Raw genomic sequence first — 16798 nt, 5'->3', positions numbered from 1 at the left:
ATTCAATCCTTTTATCAACTTATAAATATTTTGCAGCAAGTTGCAAAATTTCTTCTTGTGAAGTTTTTGCGGTTTCGACAATACCTGCAACACGACCATTACTCATTACTAAGATTCTGTCTGTTACCCCTAACAGTTCAGGCATTTCAGAAGAAATCATGATGATTCCTTTGTCTTTTTCAGCTAACTGCATCATTAATTGGTAAATTTCAAATTTCGCCCCAACGTCAATACCACGTGTAGGTTCATCCATCATTAAGATTTCCGGTTGAGTTAATAACCAACGCCCAATAATTACTTTTTGTTGGTTACCACCAGATAATGAACCAATATTAGTACGATGAGATGGCGTTTTTACATTCATTGAGTCAATTACCCATTGTGTATCGCTTTTCATTCTTGCTGTACTCAACAAGCCAAATTTGCCTAGATACGCTTTCATATTTGAAATCAATGAGTTAAATTCGATACTCAAGTTAGCATAGATACCAGTTGAACGGCGTTCTTCGGTAATCAACGCAAAGCCATTATTAATCGCTTCTAAGGCACTACGATTACGCATTTCTTTACCATGCAATTTAATCGTACCGCTACTTCTTTCACGAATACCAAAAATAGTTTCAACAATATCTGTTCGTTTTGCACCGACTAGACCCGCGATACCTAAAATTTCGCCTTTACGAAGTTCAAAACTAATGTCTTGAATAGAAGGTTGGTTTTTCGCAGTTAAATGTTCTACAGTGAGGATAGTTTCTTTTGGTACATTATGTTTTTCAGGGAAACGTTGCGTTAACTCACGTCCCACCATCATTGCAACTAATTGATCCATATTGGTATCTTTAATTGCAACTGTATTTACCCATTTACCATCTCGTAAAATAGTGACTTCATCACAAATTTTGAAGATTTCATCCATTTTGTGTGAAATATAAATAATTCCACAACCACGATTCTTTAATTTATCGATAATTTTAAATAAGTGATCGACTTCTTTTTCAGAAAGCGACGAAGTTGGTTCGTCCATGATCACAATTTTTGCGTTATAAGAGAACGCTTTTGCAATTTCGATCATCTGCATTTGTGAAACAGATAATTTGGCAACTTTTTCTTTTGGATCGATATCAATATCTAGCTCTTCAAAAATTGCCTTTGTATCACGATACATTTTGCCATGATCGACTAAACCAGCTTTAAGCGGATAACGACCTAACCAAAGGTTATCCATCACACTTCTTTGGCGAACCAAGTTTAACTCTTGATGCACCATAGAAATCCCATTTTCTAATGCTTCTTTCGAAGTTTTAAAATTAACTGTTTTTCCAAGATAAAGAATTTCACCTTCATCTTTAGCGTAAATACCGAACAGACATTTCAGTAATGTTGATTTTCCTGCACCATTTTCACCCATTAATGCATGCACGGAATAAGAACGTACCGTTAAGTTTGCATGATCGAGCGCTTTCACACCGGGAAATGACTTACTGACGTCCTTCATTTCTAACAGTATTTCACTTCGGTTTTCGACTTGCATTGACATATCTAACCCCAAACTAACGAAAGAGGGGAACTTATCCCCTCTAGGAACTACATGACGGTATTATTTTAAAAACTCACCTAAGTTGTCTTTATCTACACCCACATATGGAACACGAACAACACGATTATTTAAGTTCCATTTTGTTCCTTCTGTGGCTGGTTTACCATGAGCTAAGTTGTTAGAAAGTTCCACAACTGCTTTCGCTTGATTCACACCATCATTTAATACGGTACCCGCAATTTCACCTTTCTTAATTAACTGTAATACTTCAGGTAATGCATCAACACCAAAAATTGGAAGTTTTTTACCGTGTGCTTTAGTCGCTTCTAACGCCCCCATTGCCATACCATCGTTGTTAGAGATGATAACTTCGATATCTTTAGCTTTTGAGCTTGATAACCATGCGTCAGTTTTATCTTTAGCCATTGCTGCATCCCACATACCAGTATCTAAGAAGAGTTGTTCAGTTTGGATACCCTTTGCATTTAATTCTTCGATAACATATTTAGTACGAGCTTCAGCATCTGGGTGACCTGGTTCACCTTTTAATAATACAAATTGAATTTTGCCATCTTTATTTAAATCCCAATCTGGATTGGCTTGCCATTGTTTTGCAATGAGATCACCTTGAATAATGCCTGATTCTTTTGGATCAGTACCTACATAGTAAGCATTTTCATAACTATCAATGGCTTTTTGACCAGGATCTTTATTGAAGAAAACAACAGGTACATTGCTTGGTTTAGCTTTAGCAATAATGGTTGGTGCAGCTGAAGGGTCAACTAAGTTGATTGCTAATGCTTTAACACCTTTAGAAAGTAGAACATCTACTTGGTCATTTTGGATTGATTGTGCGTTTTGAGAGTCATTCATTAATAATTTAATGCCTGGGATTTGTTCTGCATCTTTATTAATTTCTTTACGCATTAATGACATGAAGTTGTCATCATATTTGTAAATGGTTACACCGATACGAACATCTTTCGCTTGTGCTACAGAACCTAAACCTAAGCCTAATGATAAAGCAATCGCACTTAATACAATTTTCTTCATAATACAGATCTCCTGATTGTAATTTTACTGGAAATTCATTGTGTTAAAGTTAACAACTTTCCTTCATACAACAGCTCGTTAGCAAATTAACCAACTGTCTTGTTATCTTTCCATACCACTCTTGCAGAAATATAACTGTTTATAGCATACCGATTTTTTTTGTCCTTTGATGTGATCGGTTTCACAAAAATGTAACTCCATTACAATTTTTTTTATTTTTGTCGTCTTTCTACAGAAAAACGTCTAACTAAAGTAGGATTAAACTGTATCGGTTTTGGCAAGTTTTCATCATCATTAGCTAAACTTAAAGCCAGCTCAGCAGCATAATTTGCCATTAAATCAACAGGATACCTAATTGTTGTCAATTTAGGGATTAAATGGTTTGCAATTGGCATATCATCAAAGCCAATCACAGAAAAATCTTTTGGCACAATAATACCGTTTTCACTCAATACGGACATTGCTCCTGAAGCCATAGAATCGTTATAAGCAACGACAGCAGTTAAGTCACTGTTATAGCTTAATAAATTAATCATCGCCTCTTCACCACCTTCAAAATTAGGTGACCCTTTTGTAATGGCTAATTTTCGAATAGGTAGATTATATTTTTGCAACATATTCAAATAGCCTTGTAAACGATCTGTTTCATCATGAATTAGATGATTAGAACCAATATAACCAATGCTCCGATGCCCGCATTTAATCAATGTTTCTGTTGCAATTTCAGTACCTTTTGTATTGTCTAAACCAATGCAACGGTGTTCGAAGCCAGGAATGATTCGATTAATAATCACCATCCCTTTCACTGTACGCAAATAATTTGCTAACTCCTCATCAGATAAGGCTTTAGCATGCACCACTAAACAGGTACAACGTTTACGTAAAAGGTTATCTATTGCTTTGCGTTCTTTCTCTGCATTGTGATAACCAATCCCAATCAAAATATTTTTTTGATATTTTTCAGCAACTTGATCAACTGATTTAACTAAAATTGCAAAAAATGAATCTGTTACATCAGTTACAACAACACCAATAGTGTCAATACTTTGTGAAGCTAAAGCTTGTGCATTCGCATTTGGTTGGTAATTTAATTCTGTAACTGCTTGTAATACTTTATTTTTTGCTTTTTCACTAATACTTTCATGGTTATTCAATACCCGAGAAACGGTGGCGACTGATACACCAGCTAATTTAGCGACATCACGAATTGTTACCATATTTTTAACCCATCAATGACTTTGTTACATTATTTTGCTAAATAATAACGCTAATTTAGCCAATATAGGGATAAATATGTTCTTTTTGTGATCTAGATAACAGTTTATTATGCAAATAATTGGTATCTTACGCAGAAAATTTGTAAACGTTTTCATTTTAGTGTGAGGAATTATTCATGAGTGATGTATTTGATCCAACAGAACACCCACATCGTCGCTATAATCCATTAAAAGGTGAATATGTATTAGTTTCACCACATCGAGCAAAACGTCCTTGGCAGGGACAACAAGAAAAAACAGCAGATGAGCAAAAACCAAGTTATGATCCTACTTGTTATCTTTGTCCAGGGAATAAACGGATTACTGGTGAACAAAATCCTCAATACACTAAACCATTTGTATTCAAAAATGATTTTTCAGCATTATTGAATCAAACACCAACACCACCAATCAGTGATAATCCGCTATTCCAAGTTTCTCAGGCAACTGGGGAAAGTCGCGTTGTTTGCTTTTCACCAGATCACAGCAAGACATTACCTTTATTAACAACACAAGAAATTGTTGAAGTGATCAAAGTATGGCAAGAACAATTACTAGAGCTCGGACTACAATACCCTTGGGTACAAATATTTGAAAATAAAGGCGCTGCAATGGGGTGTTCTAATCCACACCCTCACGGACAAATCTGGGCAAATAGCTTTTTACCAAATGAAATCGCCCGAGAAGATCTTATGCAACGTCAATATCTACAACAACATGGTTCTGTATTATTAGTCGATTATGTACAACAAGAATTGCAACGCAAAGAACGCATTGTTGTAGAAACTGAACATTGGGTTGCAGTAGTGCCATTCTGGGCAGTTTGGCCATTTGAAACCTTATTATTACCAAAAGCACACGTGAAACGTTTAACCGATTTAACAGCAGCACAACGAGATGATTTAGCGGTAGCGATTAAACAACTTACAACAAAATACGATAATTTATTCTCTACTTCATTCCCTTATTCAATGGGCTTCCATGGTGCACCATTTAATCAAGAGGATAATCAACATTGGCAGTTACACGCCCATTTCTATCCACCACTTTTACGTTCAGCAACAGTACGTAAATTTATGGTCGGTTATGAAATGTTAGCTGAATCACAACGTGATTTAACTGCCGAGCAAGCTGCTGCACGCCTTGCTGCGTTACCTACTATCCACTATAGCCAAACAAATTGATCAAGTGAGGAATTTATGAATCCAATTCAGCAATCTAGACAAGTTTTTCTTGAGTATTTCGCTGTTAAACCAACTTTACAAGTTTATGCACCAGGTCGTGTTAATCTCATAGGAGAACATACTGATTACAATGATGGGTTTGTTATGCCATGTGCGATCAATTACGGTACATCAATTTGTGGAAATCCGCGTAGCGATCATCAATTCCATATTTTTGCCGCAGACTTAAATGAAATGGATCAATTTTCGTTATTAGAGGAAATCAAACCTGTTGAACACAAATGGTGTAATTATATTCGTGGTGTCGTTCATTTTATTCAACAAGCGTATCCTGAATTTAAGCAAGGGGCGAATTTGGTCGTTAGTGGTAATGTTCCTCAGTCTTCTGGCTTAAGTTCTTCCGCAGCATTAGAAGTAGCCACAGGTAAATTCTGTCAACAGATAGGATTACTTCCATTAACTAATACCGATATTGCTTTAATTGGTCAAAAAGCAGAAAACATTTTCGTAGGTTGTCAATGTGGCAATATGGATCAACTCATCTCTGCTTTAGGGCAAGAACATCATGCGCTTATGATCGATTGTCGCAGCTTAGATACTGTGCCAACACCAATTCCTGATAACTTAGCCATTATGATCATCAATTCACATGTAAAACATGATTTAGTTGATGGTGAATACAATACTCGCCGCCAACAATGTGAACAAGCGGCAGCATTTTTTGGGGTTAAAGCCTTACGAGATGTCACACTTGAGCAATTTGAAACTAAAGGCTTTGAGTTAAAAGCGACTAATCCACTGGCTTACAAATGCGCAAAACATATTGTTACCGAGAACCAACGTGTTCTAGAAGCAGTGGAAGCATTAAAACATAATAATATTAGTTACTTAGGTGAATTAATGGCGCAATCTCATAACTCTATGCGTGATGATTTCCAAATTACCGTGCCTGAGATTGATTACTTAGTTGAATTGGCACAAGTAGCTATTGGCAAAACAGGTGGCGCGCGTATGACAGGTGGTGGTTTCGGTGGTTGTATTGTTGCTATTGCACCTCATGATCGAGTAGATGTTGTTCGTAAAATGATTGCAGACAACTATGAAAAACAAACAGGATTAAAAGAGGACTTTTACGTTTGTACCGCATCACAAGGAGTTCACGTATGTTAATAACAAGTCGTATTGTTGCACCTGATCAACGTCCCTATCATGTCATTACCCTACGTAATAACTGTGGTATGCAAGTAAAATTAACTGATTGGGGTGCAACGTTACTCTCTGTTATTGTTCCTGTGCAAGGTAAACTTCGTGAAACATTATGTAGCTGTCCTTTGTCACAACTAGCGAATAATCAAGCTTATCTTGGTGCGACTATTGGTCGCTTTGCTAATCGTATTAATCAAGGTAAGTTTCGTTTAAATGGCTATACACAACATATTGTGAAAAACCAACAAAACCGCCATACCCTACATGGCGGTAAAGGATTTGATCAACGCCGTTGGCAAATTGAACAAGTAAATGACAATAAAGTCACACTCTCACTCTTTTCAGCTGATGGCGATCAAGGTTTTTCAGGAAATCTTTCTGTACAAGCAACTTATCAGTTAATGGCAGATAATCGGTTAGTCTTAACTTTAACTGCGGTTAGTGATCAAGATACCGCATTGAATTTAACCAATCATGCTTACTTTAATTTAGATGGCCATCTATCTGACGTTCGCCAACATCAGCTCCAACTATTCGCTGATTATTATCTGCCTGTTGATCCGCAAGGTATTCCTAATCGCCCATTAACAAAAGTTGAAAATAGTCATTTTGACTTCCGTCAACCAAAGAAAATTGCACAAGATTTCTTACAAGATGACGATCAACAAGCTGTTGGTGGTTATGATCATGCTTTTTTATTACAAGGTAAGTTAGGTGAATTAAAACTAGCAGCAAAATTGACTTCTGCTTCTGGTGATTTAACTTTGTTACTTTCTACTAACCAAGTGGCAGTTCAAGTTTATACAGGCAATTTCCTTGCTGGAAACCCTAATCATTCTGGTATTTATCAAAACCATCAAGCTATCGCTTTAGAACCAGAAGCACTTCCTGATGCACCAAACCATCCTGAATGGTATCAATATGGTGGTATTCAGAAAGCTAATAGACGTTATCAGCATCAGATTGTTTATCAATTTTTAGATTAAAAAAGAGTGGCATTTTGCCACTCTATTCTATCTCTCTAATCAATTAATCCATGTTCAAACAGATAATCCAACACCAAACACCCTGCTTGTGAGCAAATTGTTTTATCTTTCGTAGTTAGCCAACGAATTTCTTCAATTTCTGCACTCGCTGCTGGCTTGCCTCGATAATCACCTTGGTAGCAACGCATAATCACCATTACACCTTCTGCTTTACCATGTGCTTGAGCTTGGAATGTTTCTACTAATTGTAATGTTTCTGGTAATAACTCAACATTAAGCTCCTCTTTAATTTCTCGCAATAATGCTTGTTGATCGCTTTCTCCCGTTTCTCTTTTTCCACCCGGTAAATAATATTGATCCTTACCATAAGATCGAGTCATTAATACACGGCGATTATCTAATAGAATCCATGCAAGTTTATCAATGTGTTGTGTCATTTATTTCTCCTATTAAAATGATCTGGTCTGTTTCCTTGTAGGAAGTTTCTTTGTTAGTATAAAGCGTTTTTCAATAACCGAAACCTCTATTTATAGGATTATTATGCTAACTGTTTATGGAATTAAAAACTGTGATACTGTGAAAAAAACGTTAACTTGGCTACAACAACATCATATTGATGCTGAACTGCATGACTATCGTCAGCAAGGAATTACCGCAGATTTTTTACAACAAGTGATCAATTCTTTTGGTTGGGAAGCCTTAGTGAATAAGCGTAGTACAACTTGGCGTAATCTTGATGAGCAAACCAAACAACAATTAAATCCAAATAATGTCATCGCATTATTACTTGCTCAACCTACATTGATTAAACGCCCTATTATCTTAGAACAAAATCTTCAATTAATCGGATTTAATGAAAAGCAATATGCTACTGCTTTTGGAGTCAAATAATGAATCAACCTGTTATTTCTCTTGCACAAGAATTAATTCGTCGTCCATCTATTAGTCCAGACGATCAAGGATGCCAACAAATAATTGCTGAACGTTTAACTAAATTAGGCTTTGAAATTGAATGGATGCCTTTTGGCGATACCTTAAACTTATGGGCGACACATGGTCATTCTGCTCCAACAATTGTTTTTGCTGGGCATACTGATGTTGTTCCGACTGGAGATGAAACACAATGGCATTACCCACCTTTCTCTGCTGAAATTGTTGATGATCTTCTCTATGGTCGCGGTGCAGCAGATATGAAAGGCTCATTAGCCGCAATGATTGTGGCTGCTGAACAATACGTACAGCAATATCCTCAACACCCAGGCCGAATTGCATTTTTAATTACATCTGATGAAGAAGCGGCAGCAAAAGATGGCACAGTTAAAGTAGTTGAAGCCTTAATGGCTCGTGGTGAACGGGTTGATTACTGTTTAGTTGGTGAGCCTTCCAGTACCGCAAAACTAGGTGATATTGTGAAAAATGGTCGTCGCGGTTCAATTACTGGAAATCTCTATATTCAAGGTATTCAAGGTCATGTGGCGTATCCACACTTAGCAGATAACCCAATTCACAAAGCAGCTGCTTTTATTCAAGACCTCGTTAATATCCAATGGGATCAAGGTAATGATTTTTTCCCACCGACTAGTTTGCAAATTGCCAATATTCATGCTGGTACAGGTTCAAACAATGTAATTCCTGGTGAACTCTATATCCAATTTAATTTACGTTTTAATACCGAAACCACTGACGACAAAATTAAACAACGTGTAGAACAACTATTACAGCAACACAACCTAAAATATCGTCTTGAATGGTGGCTTTCTGGGCAGCCATTTCTTACTGCAAAAGGCAAGTTAGTTGATGCCGTTGTCGGTGCATTACAAGAAATTGCGAATATTACACCAACATTAGAAACCAGCGGTGGGACTTCTGATGGACGCTTCATTGCGCTAATGGGCGCTGAAGTAGTTGAATTAGGCCCATTGAATAAAACTATCCACCGCATTGATGAATGTGTCAGTTGTAAAGATTTAATTACACTTACAGCTGTCCATGCTAGAATGCTCCAGCTTTTATTAGGAGAATAATTTAATGTCATTATCCATTGACTGCCTAACAGGGAAATCTCGCCAACATTTATCCCCGTTACCATTAGCTCACTCGACAGCCCATTTTCTACAAAAAGAAGCTGTACAAGCCTTTCTGGCTTTGCAGCAAGCCGCAAAACAGGCTGGATTTAATTTACAACCCGCAAGTAGTTTTCGCGATTTTGCTCGCCAACAATGGATTTGGAATCATAAATTTAATGGCGTAAGAAAGGTTCATGACGAACATGGTAATAACATCAATATTTCTATGTTTAATGATTGGCAAAAATGTGAAGCTATTTTACGTTGGTCAACAATGCCGGGGGCAAGTCGCCATCATTGGGGAACAGAAATTGATATTTTTGATCCAGATTTATTGCCTGACGGACAATCATTGCTATTGGAACCACAAGAATATCAACCAGGTGGTTATTTCTTTCCTTTAGTTGAATTTCTATTAGAAAATATGGCGACATATGGATTTACCTTGCCGTTTGTGGATACTCCAGCAAATAAAAGAATTGGTACTGAATATTGGCATATCAGTTACCAACCTCTTGCCGAATTAGCAAAACAGCAATTTACGCCAGAAATCTTAATTGCTGCTTGGGAAAACGAAAATATTGCAGGTAAATCTACTTTAATTGCACATTTACCTGAAATCTTTGAACACTTTATGTTGTAACTATTGAAACGACAGTTCTAATAATAATGGATTGTGATCTGATGCTTTATTCTCTTCTGTTTTAGCTTGGATCACATTCATTCCTCGCACAAACACATAATCGAGAGGATGTTGATTAAAGCGAACTCGATAATCTGGTTCAAATTTCACCTCGACTAATCCCAATTGTTGTGCCATATCTCGCAATAGTTTCGTTCTTTCTTCACTCCAAGCATTAAAATCCCCAGCTAAGATGACCGGGCCCGTATGCCATTTCACTTGTTGAGAGAGTTGCTGTAACTGTTGCTGATAGGCATCAGGAATTAATTCAAAATTAATCAAATGTGCACTTATCACTAATAAAGACTGTCCATTGGCTAATGGATACAACGAACTAATACTTGCTTTAGGAAAACGAATCCACGGTTCAGCCACAGACGCACTGCAATAAGATTGTGGCGTAAATTTTGTTAATAACGCCACCCCAGAATGTACACCTCGATAGGCAAAAGGTGTGGCAAAAAGCTGGTTAGATAAATTTGGTAGTAATATTGGTAATTGTTGTTCACTGGTTGCTTCTTGTAATAAAACAAAATCCGCTAATTCACCATAATCTGTTAAGGCTTGCTGCCAACCTTTATCTAATCCCTTATGCAGATTCCAAACCAATAAACGTAAATGATTTTGCGTTATATCCTTGGTAGTCAAGCTTGGTTGATAACAAGTAATTGCATTTTTATCATCTTGCGACAAAACAACCGCCCCAACTTTAGTTGCTGACGCGATTAATGTCGTTTGTGGTGATGGATAAATTGTCAAAGAATGTATTAAAAACCAACAAATGGCGATCAATATCAAGACAATACCAGAACCTTTCTTAACCAATTTTTTCATAATTTCTAAAAAAATTTTAAAATATACCTACATACTACCACTTTACTTCTCACCAATGAATTGCTTTAATAGCGCGCGTTAATGACTTTACCAAAGAAGGCTTATTATGAGCATTTATACCTACATTTGTTTTTTATCTGCTATCTCTATCATACTTGGTTTTGTCACCAGTAAAATTAGCGATAAAATTCAATCTACTATAGCCATTACTGCTGCAGCAATGGTAGGTTCATTGCTATTACTTTTACTTGGTTATTTGGGGTGGTTCCAGATTGACTCCATTGCTATTGAAGTAATGCAAAAAATTGACTTTAAAAGTTTCTTACTCGATGGGATCTTAGGTTTCTTATTATTTGCAGGTGCATTGGGAATTAAAATTCCTGTCTTGCGGGATCAAAAATGGGAAATCACCATCTTTGCGCTCTTCTCTACATTAGCCTCTACATTTATTGTCGGTGCTTTAATTTACTTAGTTGCTAACTTAATTAGCTTACCAATTGATTTTATTTACTGTTTATTGTTTGGGGCATTAATCTCGCCTACTGACCCAATTGCTGTATTAGCTATTATTAAAAATTTACGTGCACCAAAACGCTTATCTATGCAAGTAGAAGGTGAATCATTATTTAATGATGGTGTTGGTTTAGTGATTTTCGTAACTATTTTTACGGTAGCTTTTAGCACTGAAGAAATGACCGCTAGTGAAGTTTTACATTTATTCCTACATGAAGCGATTGGCGGAATCTTATTCGGTTTTATTCTCGGTATCATTGCTCATTTCCTCATTTCATCAACCGATGATGGTAGCTTGGAAATCCTACTTACTTTGACTATTCCAACAGCTGGTTTTATGTTGGCAAATATGCTAGGTGTTTCTGGGGCATTAGCAATGGTAGTTGCAGGAATCATGGTTGGGAACTGGACTCGTCATCGTGGTTTCTCAGAACAAAGTCAACGCTATCTTGACCACTTCTGGGAGATGATCGATCATTTCTTAAACTCATTACTATTCTTCCTCATCGGATTCGCTTTATTATTAATTGACTTTACTTTTAAAGGCTTCTTGATGATGTTATTAGCGATTCCTGTTTGTTTGGCAGCGCGTTATCTCAGTCTATGGATTCCATATTCTGTTTTAAAATTCTTCCGTACCTATAACCCTTATACACTCAAAATTATGACTTGGGGTGGTTTACGTGGTGGATTAGCGCTTGCAATGGCACTTTCATTACCAGCCAAAACTGTCTTTGTGAATGGTATTGATGTTAAAGATATCATCCTAGTGATGACTTATGCTGTCGTTGTTTTCTCAATTTTGGTACAAGGTGTAACAATTGAAAAAATGATCAAAAAATCGAAATTAGTTGATCCAAACCGTGAGGAATACCTTACACCAAGTAGCCATTTTGAATCTCATACATCAGCACAGCATAAATAATTTTGCCCGCTATCAGAAGAATCTGTATAATTTATTCATCTCGCCGCACAAACATTTGTGCGGCATCTTTTTATATTTACCTAGGTAGTAAGTTATGACAGCAACAATTATTACGGTTGATGGCCCAAGTGGTGTTGGTAAAGGAACTTTATGCCAAGCATTAACCAAACATTTCGGTTTTCACCTTTTAGATTCTGGTGCTATCTATCGTATTCTTGGTTTAGCCGTATCACAAAATCAGATTGACTTCAACGATGAAGCCGCTATTACTCAATTAGCTAAATCTATTCAAATTCACTTTATTGCAAATGAAAATGGCGTAACCACATTATTAAATCAGCAAGACGTGAGTAACATCATTCGCACTCAACAAGTTGCGGATTATGCCTCCAAAATTGCTGTATTTCCGGATGTTCGTGCGGCTTTATTACAAAAGCAGCGTGATTTCGCTGTGGAACCGGGGTTAGTCGCTGATGGACGTGATATGGGGACGGTAGTTTTCCCACAAGCACAAATTAAATTTTTTCTTGATGCTACCGCAGAAGAACGTGCAAAAAGACGCTTAAAACAGTTGCAGGAAAAGGGAATTAATGGTAATTTTGCCCAGATTTTATCCGAAATTCAGGAACGAGATTATCGTGATAGAAATCGTGCGGTAGCGCCGCTTGTTCCAGCGGACGATGCGATTCTATTAGACTCATCTTCCCTTTCTATAAATGAAGTTTTTTCGTTGGCTTTACATCATATTCGTCAGCGACTCCCTCATTTGGGATAAATCATTTTTTGTGTGTTTATTCACGGATGGATAAACAATTATTATCAGCCCCGTTTAATAGGATTTTAAACGGTCGTTATTAACTTATTGAAGATTAATTTATATGTCAGAATCTTTTGCTCAACTTTTTGAAGAATCACTAAAAGAACTTGAAACTCGTCAAGGTTCAATTGTTACTGGTACCGTTGTTGCTATCAACAAAGGTTTCGTTTTCGTTGATGCTGGTTTGAAATCTGAAGCAGCTATCCCTGCTGAAGAATTCCAAAATGCACAAGGTGAAATCACTGTTCAAGTTGGTGATCAAGTTCAAGTTGCGTTAGACGCTGTTGAAGATGGTTTCGGTGAAACTAAACTTTCTCGTGAAAAAGCAGTTCGTCACGAATCTTGGATTGCCTTAGAAAAAGCATACGAAGATCAAGAAACTGTTGTTGGTTTAATCAATGGTAAAGTAAAAGGTGGTTTTACTGTTGAGTTGAATGGTGTTCGTGCATTCTTACCTGGTTCATTAGTGGATACTCGCCCTGTGCGTGATACTCTTCACTTAGAAGGTAAAGAATTAGAATTTAAAGTAATTAAATTAGACCAAAAACGTAACAACGTAGTTGTTTCTCGTCGTGCAGTTATCGAATCTGAAAACAGCCAAGAACGTGATCAATTACTTGAAACCTTACAAGAAGGCGCTGAAGTTAAAGGTATCGTTAAGAACTTAACTGACTACGGTGCATTCGTTGATTTAGGTGGTGTTGATGGTTTATTACACATCACTGATATGGCTTGGAAACGTGTTAAACATCCAGGTGAAATCGTAAATGTTGGTGATGAAGTCACTGTTAAAGTATTAAAATTTGACCGTGATCGTACCCGTGTATCTTTAGGCTTAAAACAATTAGGTCAAGATCCTTGGGCAGCAATCGCTGAAAATCATCCAGTAAACAGCAAATTAACTGGTAAAGTAACTAACTTAACTGACTATGGTTGCTTCGTTGAAATTTTAGATGGTATTGAAGGTCTTGTTCACGTTTCAGAAATGGATTGGACTAACAAAAACATTCACCCATCTAAAGTAGTTAGCGTAGGTGATGAAGTTGAAGTTATGGTATTAGAAATCGATGAAGAACGTCGTCGTATTTCTTTAGGTTTAAAACAATGCAAACCAAATCCATGGCAACAATTTGCTGACACTCACAACAAAGGTGACCGTGTTCAAGGTAAGATCAAATCAATTACTGACTTCGGTATCTTTATCGGTTTAGAAGGTAGTATTGATGGTTTAGTTCACTTATCAGACATCTCTTGGAATGTTCCAGGCGAAGAAGCTGTTCGTAACTACAAAAAAGGTGATGAAGTAGAAGCGATCGTATTACAAGTTGATGCAGCTAAAGAACGTATTTCTTTAGGTATCAAACAACTTGAAGAAGATCCATTCAATAACTTCGTTGCTGTAAACAAAAAAGGTAGTGTTGTAAGTGCGAAAGTTGCTGAAGTTGATTCTAAAGGCGTTAAAGTTGAATTAGACAATGGTGTTGAAGGTTATATCCGTACTGCAGATCTTAACGGCGATGTGAATGTTGGTGATGTAGTTGAAGCTAAATACACTGGTGTTGATCGTAAAGCTCGTATTGTTCACTTATCAATTCGTGCGAAAGACGAAGCTGAAGAAGCAGCAGCATTAGCAAGCGTAAATAACAAACAAGAAGAAGTTGTTATTCCTAACGCAATGGCTGAAGCATTCAAAGCAGCAAAAGGTGAATAATCGCTAAGATCATTTATTGATTGAAATAAAAATCCGATATGCTTGCATATCGGATTTTCTGCGATTTTACAGAAGGATACTAACATGACAAAGTCAGAATTAATTGAAAAATTAGTCAATCGTCATCCTGCTATGCCGATTAAACAAATCGAAGGCTCTGTTAAAGAAATTTTAGAACATCTCTCAAATACTTTAGCTGAGGGAGATCGTATTGAAATTCGCCGTTTTGGCAGTTTTGCCTTACGTTATCGTCAACCTCGTACAGGACGCAACCCAAAAACTGGCTCTCAAGTTAGTCTTGAAGCGAAATCAGTTCCGCATTTCAAAGCTGGTAAAGAATTGCGCGAACGTGTTGATAACTAAATGTGATTCATATGATCCTATCAAACTAAATGCTGTTAATTTTTTCCTTAATTAACAGCATTGTCTTTTAATTTCTATAAACTTAAGCCGCTTAAATTCAGAATTCTACTATTATAGTTTCGCTATTTTTGGCATAATGAACTATCTTTAAATCTGTTTATCTTTAGGGGGCAACGTGAAATTAAAATATATTCTAACGCTCGTTATCGTTATTGCTTTAATTATCGTCGGCATTACCGTTGGTGCGAATAACGATCAAGTCATTGCAATTAATTACATCATTGCTAAGAGCAATATCCAACTTTCTTCTCTTGTTGCACTCTTATTTGGTTTTGGTTTCTTGCTTGGTTGGTTAGTCACAGGTTTCTTCTACCTTAAACTCAAAATGAAAAATCTTGCCTTAAATCGACAAATCAAAAAACAACTACAACAGATTAATGAGCTAATGACTGCAAAAGATAAAAACGCATAATGCTAGAACTTCTCTTTCTTCTGTTGCCGATTGCAGCTGCTTATGGCTGGTATATGGGGCATAGAAGTGCAAAAAAAGATCAAGAAGAAATTAGTAATAAATTATCCCGTGATTATATGACAGGGGTAAACTTTTTGCTTTCTAATCAACAAGAGAAAGCTGTCGATCTTTTTTTGAAAATGTTAGAGAAACAAGAATCAGAAAATGCTATCAACAATAGCTCCCAATTTGAAGCTGAACTAACATTAGGCAATCTCTTTCGTTCTCGAGGAGAAGTCGATCGTGCACTACGTATTCATCAAAACATTGATAGTAACCCTAATTACACCTATGAACAAAAGTTACTGACTAAACAACAACTTGCTAAAGATTTTATGTTCATTGGTTTTCTAGATCGTGCAGAAAAATTATATCAAGAGTTAAGTGATGAACCTGATTATGCCGAAAATGCATTACATGAATTAGCAAATATCTATCAGCGGACTAAAGAATGGCATAAAGCTATTGATGTTGGTGAACGCTATCGCAAACTTACACAATCTGAAAATAATATTGCCCTTTCTCATTATTATTGCGAATTAGCGCTACAACAAGAACAAGAAGAAAAGAAAAATCGTCAACAAATCATCTCTTATTTAACCAAAGCACTCATCGTATCCCCAAATTGTGTGCGAGCCTCACTAATTTTAGCTGATGAATATGCCTTACAAAACGATCACAAACAAGCGATCAAAACGTTAGAACACATTGCAGAACAAAACATTTCTTACGTTAGTGAATCACTTCCAGCATTGGTAAATTATTACCAACAACTACCGAATCACCAAGACTTAGAATTATTTCTTCTTAGGTTACATGAACAAAAAGTTAATAGTGAAGTGACGTTAACGCTTACTCGCTATATTGAACAAAAATCTGGTACCACAGCGGCGAAAAAATACCTTTATCACCAACTTGAAAAACGTCCAACTATGCGAATTTTTCATCGTTTTATTCAATACCAAATTGATGAAGTAGAAGAAGGAAATGGCAAAGAGAGTTTAAAACTACTCTACAATATTGTTGATGAAAGGCTTAAACAAGGCTTTAAATACCGTTGTAATCATTGTGGTTTTCAAAGTCACAAATTAATATGGCAGTGCCCATCTTGTCGTCACTGGGAAACAGTTACACCAATTGATAACTAAATTTAA

At 36.6% G+C, this 16798-nt stretch carries 17 protein-coding genes; 12 read left to right on the top strand and 5 right to left on the bottom strand.

Features of this window, described 5'->3' with window-relative positions; translation table 11 throughout:
• Positions 1 to 19: 19 nt before the first annotated feature.
• The 3 genes from mglA to PF272_RS11035 all read right to left on the bottom strand — a co-directional run bounded on the left by mglA (position 20) and on the right by PF272_RS11035 (position 3807).
• Entirely contained in the window at positions 20 to 1537 is a 1518-nt protein-coding gene (gene mglA, locus PF272_RS11045) for a galactose/methyl galactoside ABC transporter ATP-binding protein MglA (protein ID WP_271142793.1), read from the bottom strand.
• 60 nt (positions 1538 to 1597) lie between these two features.
• Complete coding sequence (gene mglB, locus PF272_RS11040; protein WP_271142792.1) at positions 1598 to 2590, bottom strand: galactose/glucose ABC transporter substrate-binding protein MglB; 993 nt, start codon at positions 2588 to 2590, stop codon at positions 1598 to 1600.
• A gap of 212 nt (positions 2591 to 2802) precedes the next feature.
• Positions 2803 to 3807, bottom strand: a complete 1005-nt coding sequence (locus tag PF272_RS11035; RefSeq protein ID WP_271142791.1) for a substrate-binding domain-containing protein — start codon at positions 3805 to 3807, stop codon at positions 2803 to 2805.
• 176 nt (positions 3808 to 3983) lie between these two features.
• Here PF272_RS11035 and galT point away from each other — a divergent pair, with 176 nt between their 5' ends.
• From galT to PF272_RS11020, 3 genes are read left to right on the top strand one after another with little or no spacing between them, the layout of a single operon-like run.
• Positions 3984 to 5030: a galactose-1-phosphate uridylyltransferase gene (gene galT / locus PF272_RS11030; protein WP_271142790.1), complete on the top strand. Its 1047-nt coding sequence runs from the start codon at positions 3984 to 3986 to the stop codon at positions 5028 to 5030.
• Positions 5031 to 5045: 15 nt separating this feature from the next.
• Positions 5046 to 6200, top strand: a complete 1155-nt coding sequence (gene galK, locus PF272_RS11025) for a galactokinase (RefSeq protein ID WP_271142789.1) — start codon at positions 5046 to 5048, stop codon at positions 6198 to 6200.
• Positions 6194 to 7222, top strand: coding sequence for a galactose-1-epimerase (locus tag PF272_RS11020; RefSeq protein WP_271142788.1), 1029 nt, complete (start codon positions 6194 to 6196; stop codon positions 7220 to 7222). The genes galK and PF272_RS11020 overlap by 7 nt, the downstream gene beginning before the upstream one ends.
• 35 nt (positions 7223 to 7257) lie before the next feature.
• Here PF272_RS11020 and PF272_RS11015 read toward each other — a convergent pair whose 3' ends face one another.
• Positions 7258 to 7659, bottom strand: a complete 402-nt coding sequence (locus PF272_RS11015) for an NUDIX hydrolase (RefSeq protein ID WP_271142787.1) — start codon at positions 7657 to 7659, stop codon at positions 7258 to 7260.
• Between the two features lie 103 nt (positions 7660 to 7762).
• Between PF272_RS11015 and PF272_RS11010 the strand changes: the two genes are divergently transcribed.
• Genes PF272_RS11010 through PF272_RS11000 form a run of 3 tightly spaced genes read left to right on the top strand, consistent with a single transcriptional unit; the run spans position 7763 to position 9931 of the window.
• Positions 7763 to 8113, top strand: coding sequence for an ArsC family reductase (locus PF272_RS11010; RefSeq protein WP_271142786.1), 351 nt, complete (start codon positions 7763 to 7765; stop codon positions 8111 to 8113).
• On the top strand, positions 8113 to 9246 hold the full coding sequence (gene dapE, locus PF272_RS11005; RefSeq protein ID WP_271142785.1) for a succinyl-diaminopimelate desuccinylase: 1134 nt from the start codon (positions 8113 to 8115) through the stop codon (positions 9244 to 9246). Before PF272_RS11010 ends, dapE begins: the two co-directional genes overlap by 1 nt.
• A 4-nt stretch (positions 9247 to 9250) precedes the next feature.
• Positions 9251 to 9931 carry a M15 family metallopeptidase gene (locus PF272_RS11000; RefSeq protein WP_271142784.1) on the top strand — a complete coding sequence of 227 codons (681 nt, stop codon included), beginning with the start codon at positions 9251 to 9253 and terminating at the stop codon, positions 9929 to 9931.
• Here the strand turns inward: PF272_RS11000 and PF272_RS10995 are convergent, their stop codons facing one another.
• Positions 9932 to 10804, bottom strand: a complete 873-nt coding sequence (locus PF272_RS10995; protein ID WP_271142783.1) for an endonuclease/exonuclease/phosphatase family protein — start codon at positions 10802 to 10804, stop codon at positions 9932 to 9934. It abuts the gene before it with no gap.
• 106 nt (positions 10805 to 10910) lie between these two features.
• Here PF272_RS10995 and PF272_RS10990 point away from each other — a divergent pair, with 106 nt between their 5' ends.
• The 6 genes from PF272_RS10990 to lapB all read left to right on the top strand — a co-directional run bounded on the left by PF272_RS10990 (position 10911) and on the right by lapB (position 16792).
• Positions 10911 to 12242 carry a cation:proton antiporter gene (locus PF272_RS10990; RefSeq protein ID WP_065234487.1) on the top strand — a complete coding sequence of 444 codons (1332 nt, stop codon included), beginning with the start codon at positions 10911 to 10913 and terminating at the stop codon, positions 12240 to 12242.
• Between the two features lie 94 nt (positions 12243 to 12336).
• Complete coding sequence (cmk, locus tag PF272_RS10985) at positions 12337 to 13017, top strand: (d)CMP kinase (protein WP_271142782.1); 681 nt, start codon at positions 12337 to 12339, stop codon at positions 13015 to 13017.
• 103 nt (positions 13018 to 13120) lie between these two features.
• Entirely contained in the window at positions 13121 to 14770 is a 1650-nt protein-coding gene (gene rpsA / locus PF272_RS10980; protein WP_271142781.1) for a 30S ribosomal protein S1, read from the top strand.
• An 84-nt stretch (positions 14771 to 14854) separates the two neighbouring features.
• Positions 14855 to 15133 carry an integration host factor subunit beta gene (locus PF272_RS10975; protein ID WP_065234490.1) on the top strand — a complete coding sequence of 93 codons (279 nt, stop codon included), beginning with the start codon at positions 14855 to 14857 and terminating at the stop codon, positions 15131 to 15133.
• Between the two features lie 175 nt (positions 15134 to 15308).
• On the top strand, positions 15309 to 15605 hold the full coding sequence (locus PF272_RS10970; RefSeq protein ID WP_065234491.1) for a LapA family protein: 297 nt from the start codon (positions 15309 to 15311) through the stop codon (positions 15603 to 15605).
• On the top strand, positions 15605 to 16792 hold the full coding sequence (lapB, locus tag PF272_RS10965) for a lipopolysaccharide assembly protein LapB (protein WP_271142780.1): 1188 nt from the start codon (positions 15605 to 15607) through the stop codon (positions 16790 to 16792). The genes PF272_RS10970 and lapB overlap by 1 nt, the downstream gene beginning before the upstream one ends.
• Positions 16793 to 16798 lie beyond the last annotated feature (6 nt).

The organism is Gallibacterium faecale (assembly GCF_027920745.1).
Taxonomy (GTDB): Bacteria; Pseudomonadota; Gammaproteobacteria; order Enterobacterales; family Pasteurellaceae; genus Gallibacterium; species Gallibacterium faecale.
This window is presented reverse-complemented; position numbering and strand designations above follow the sequence as displayed.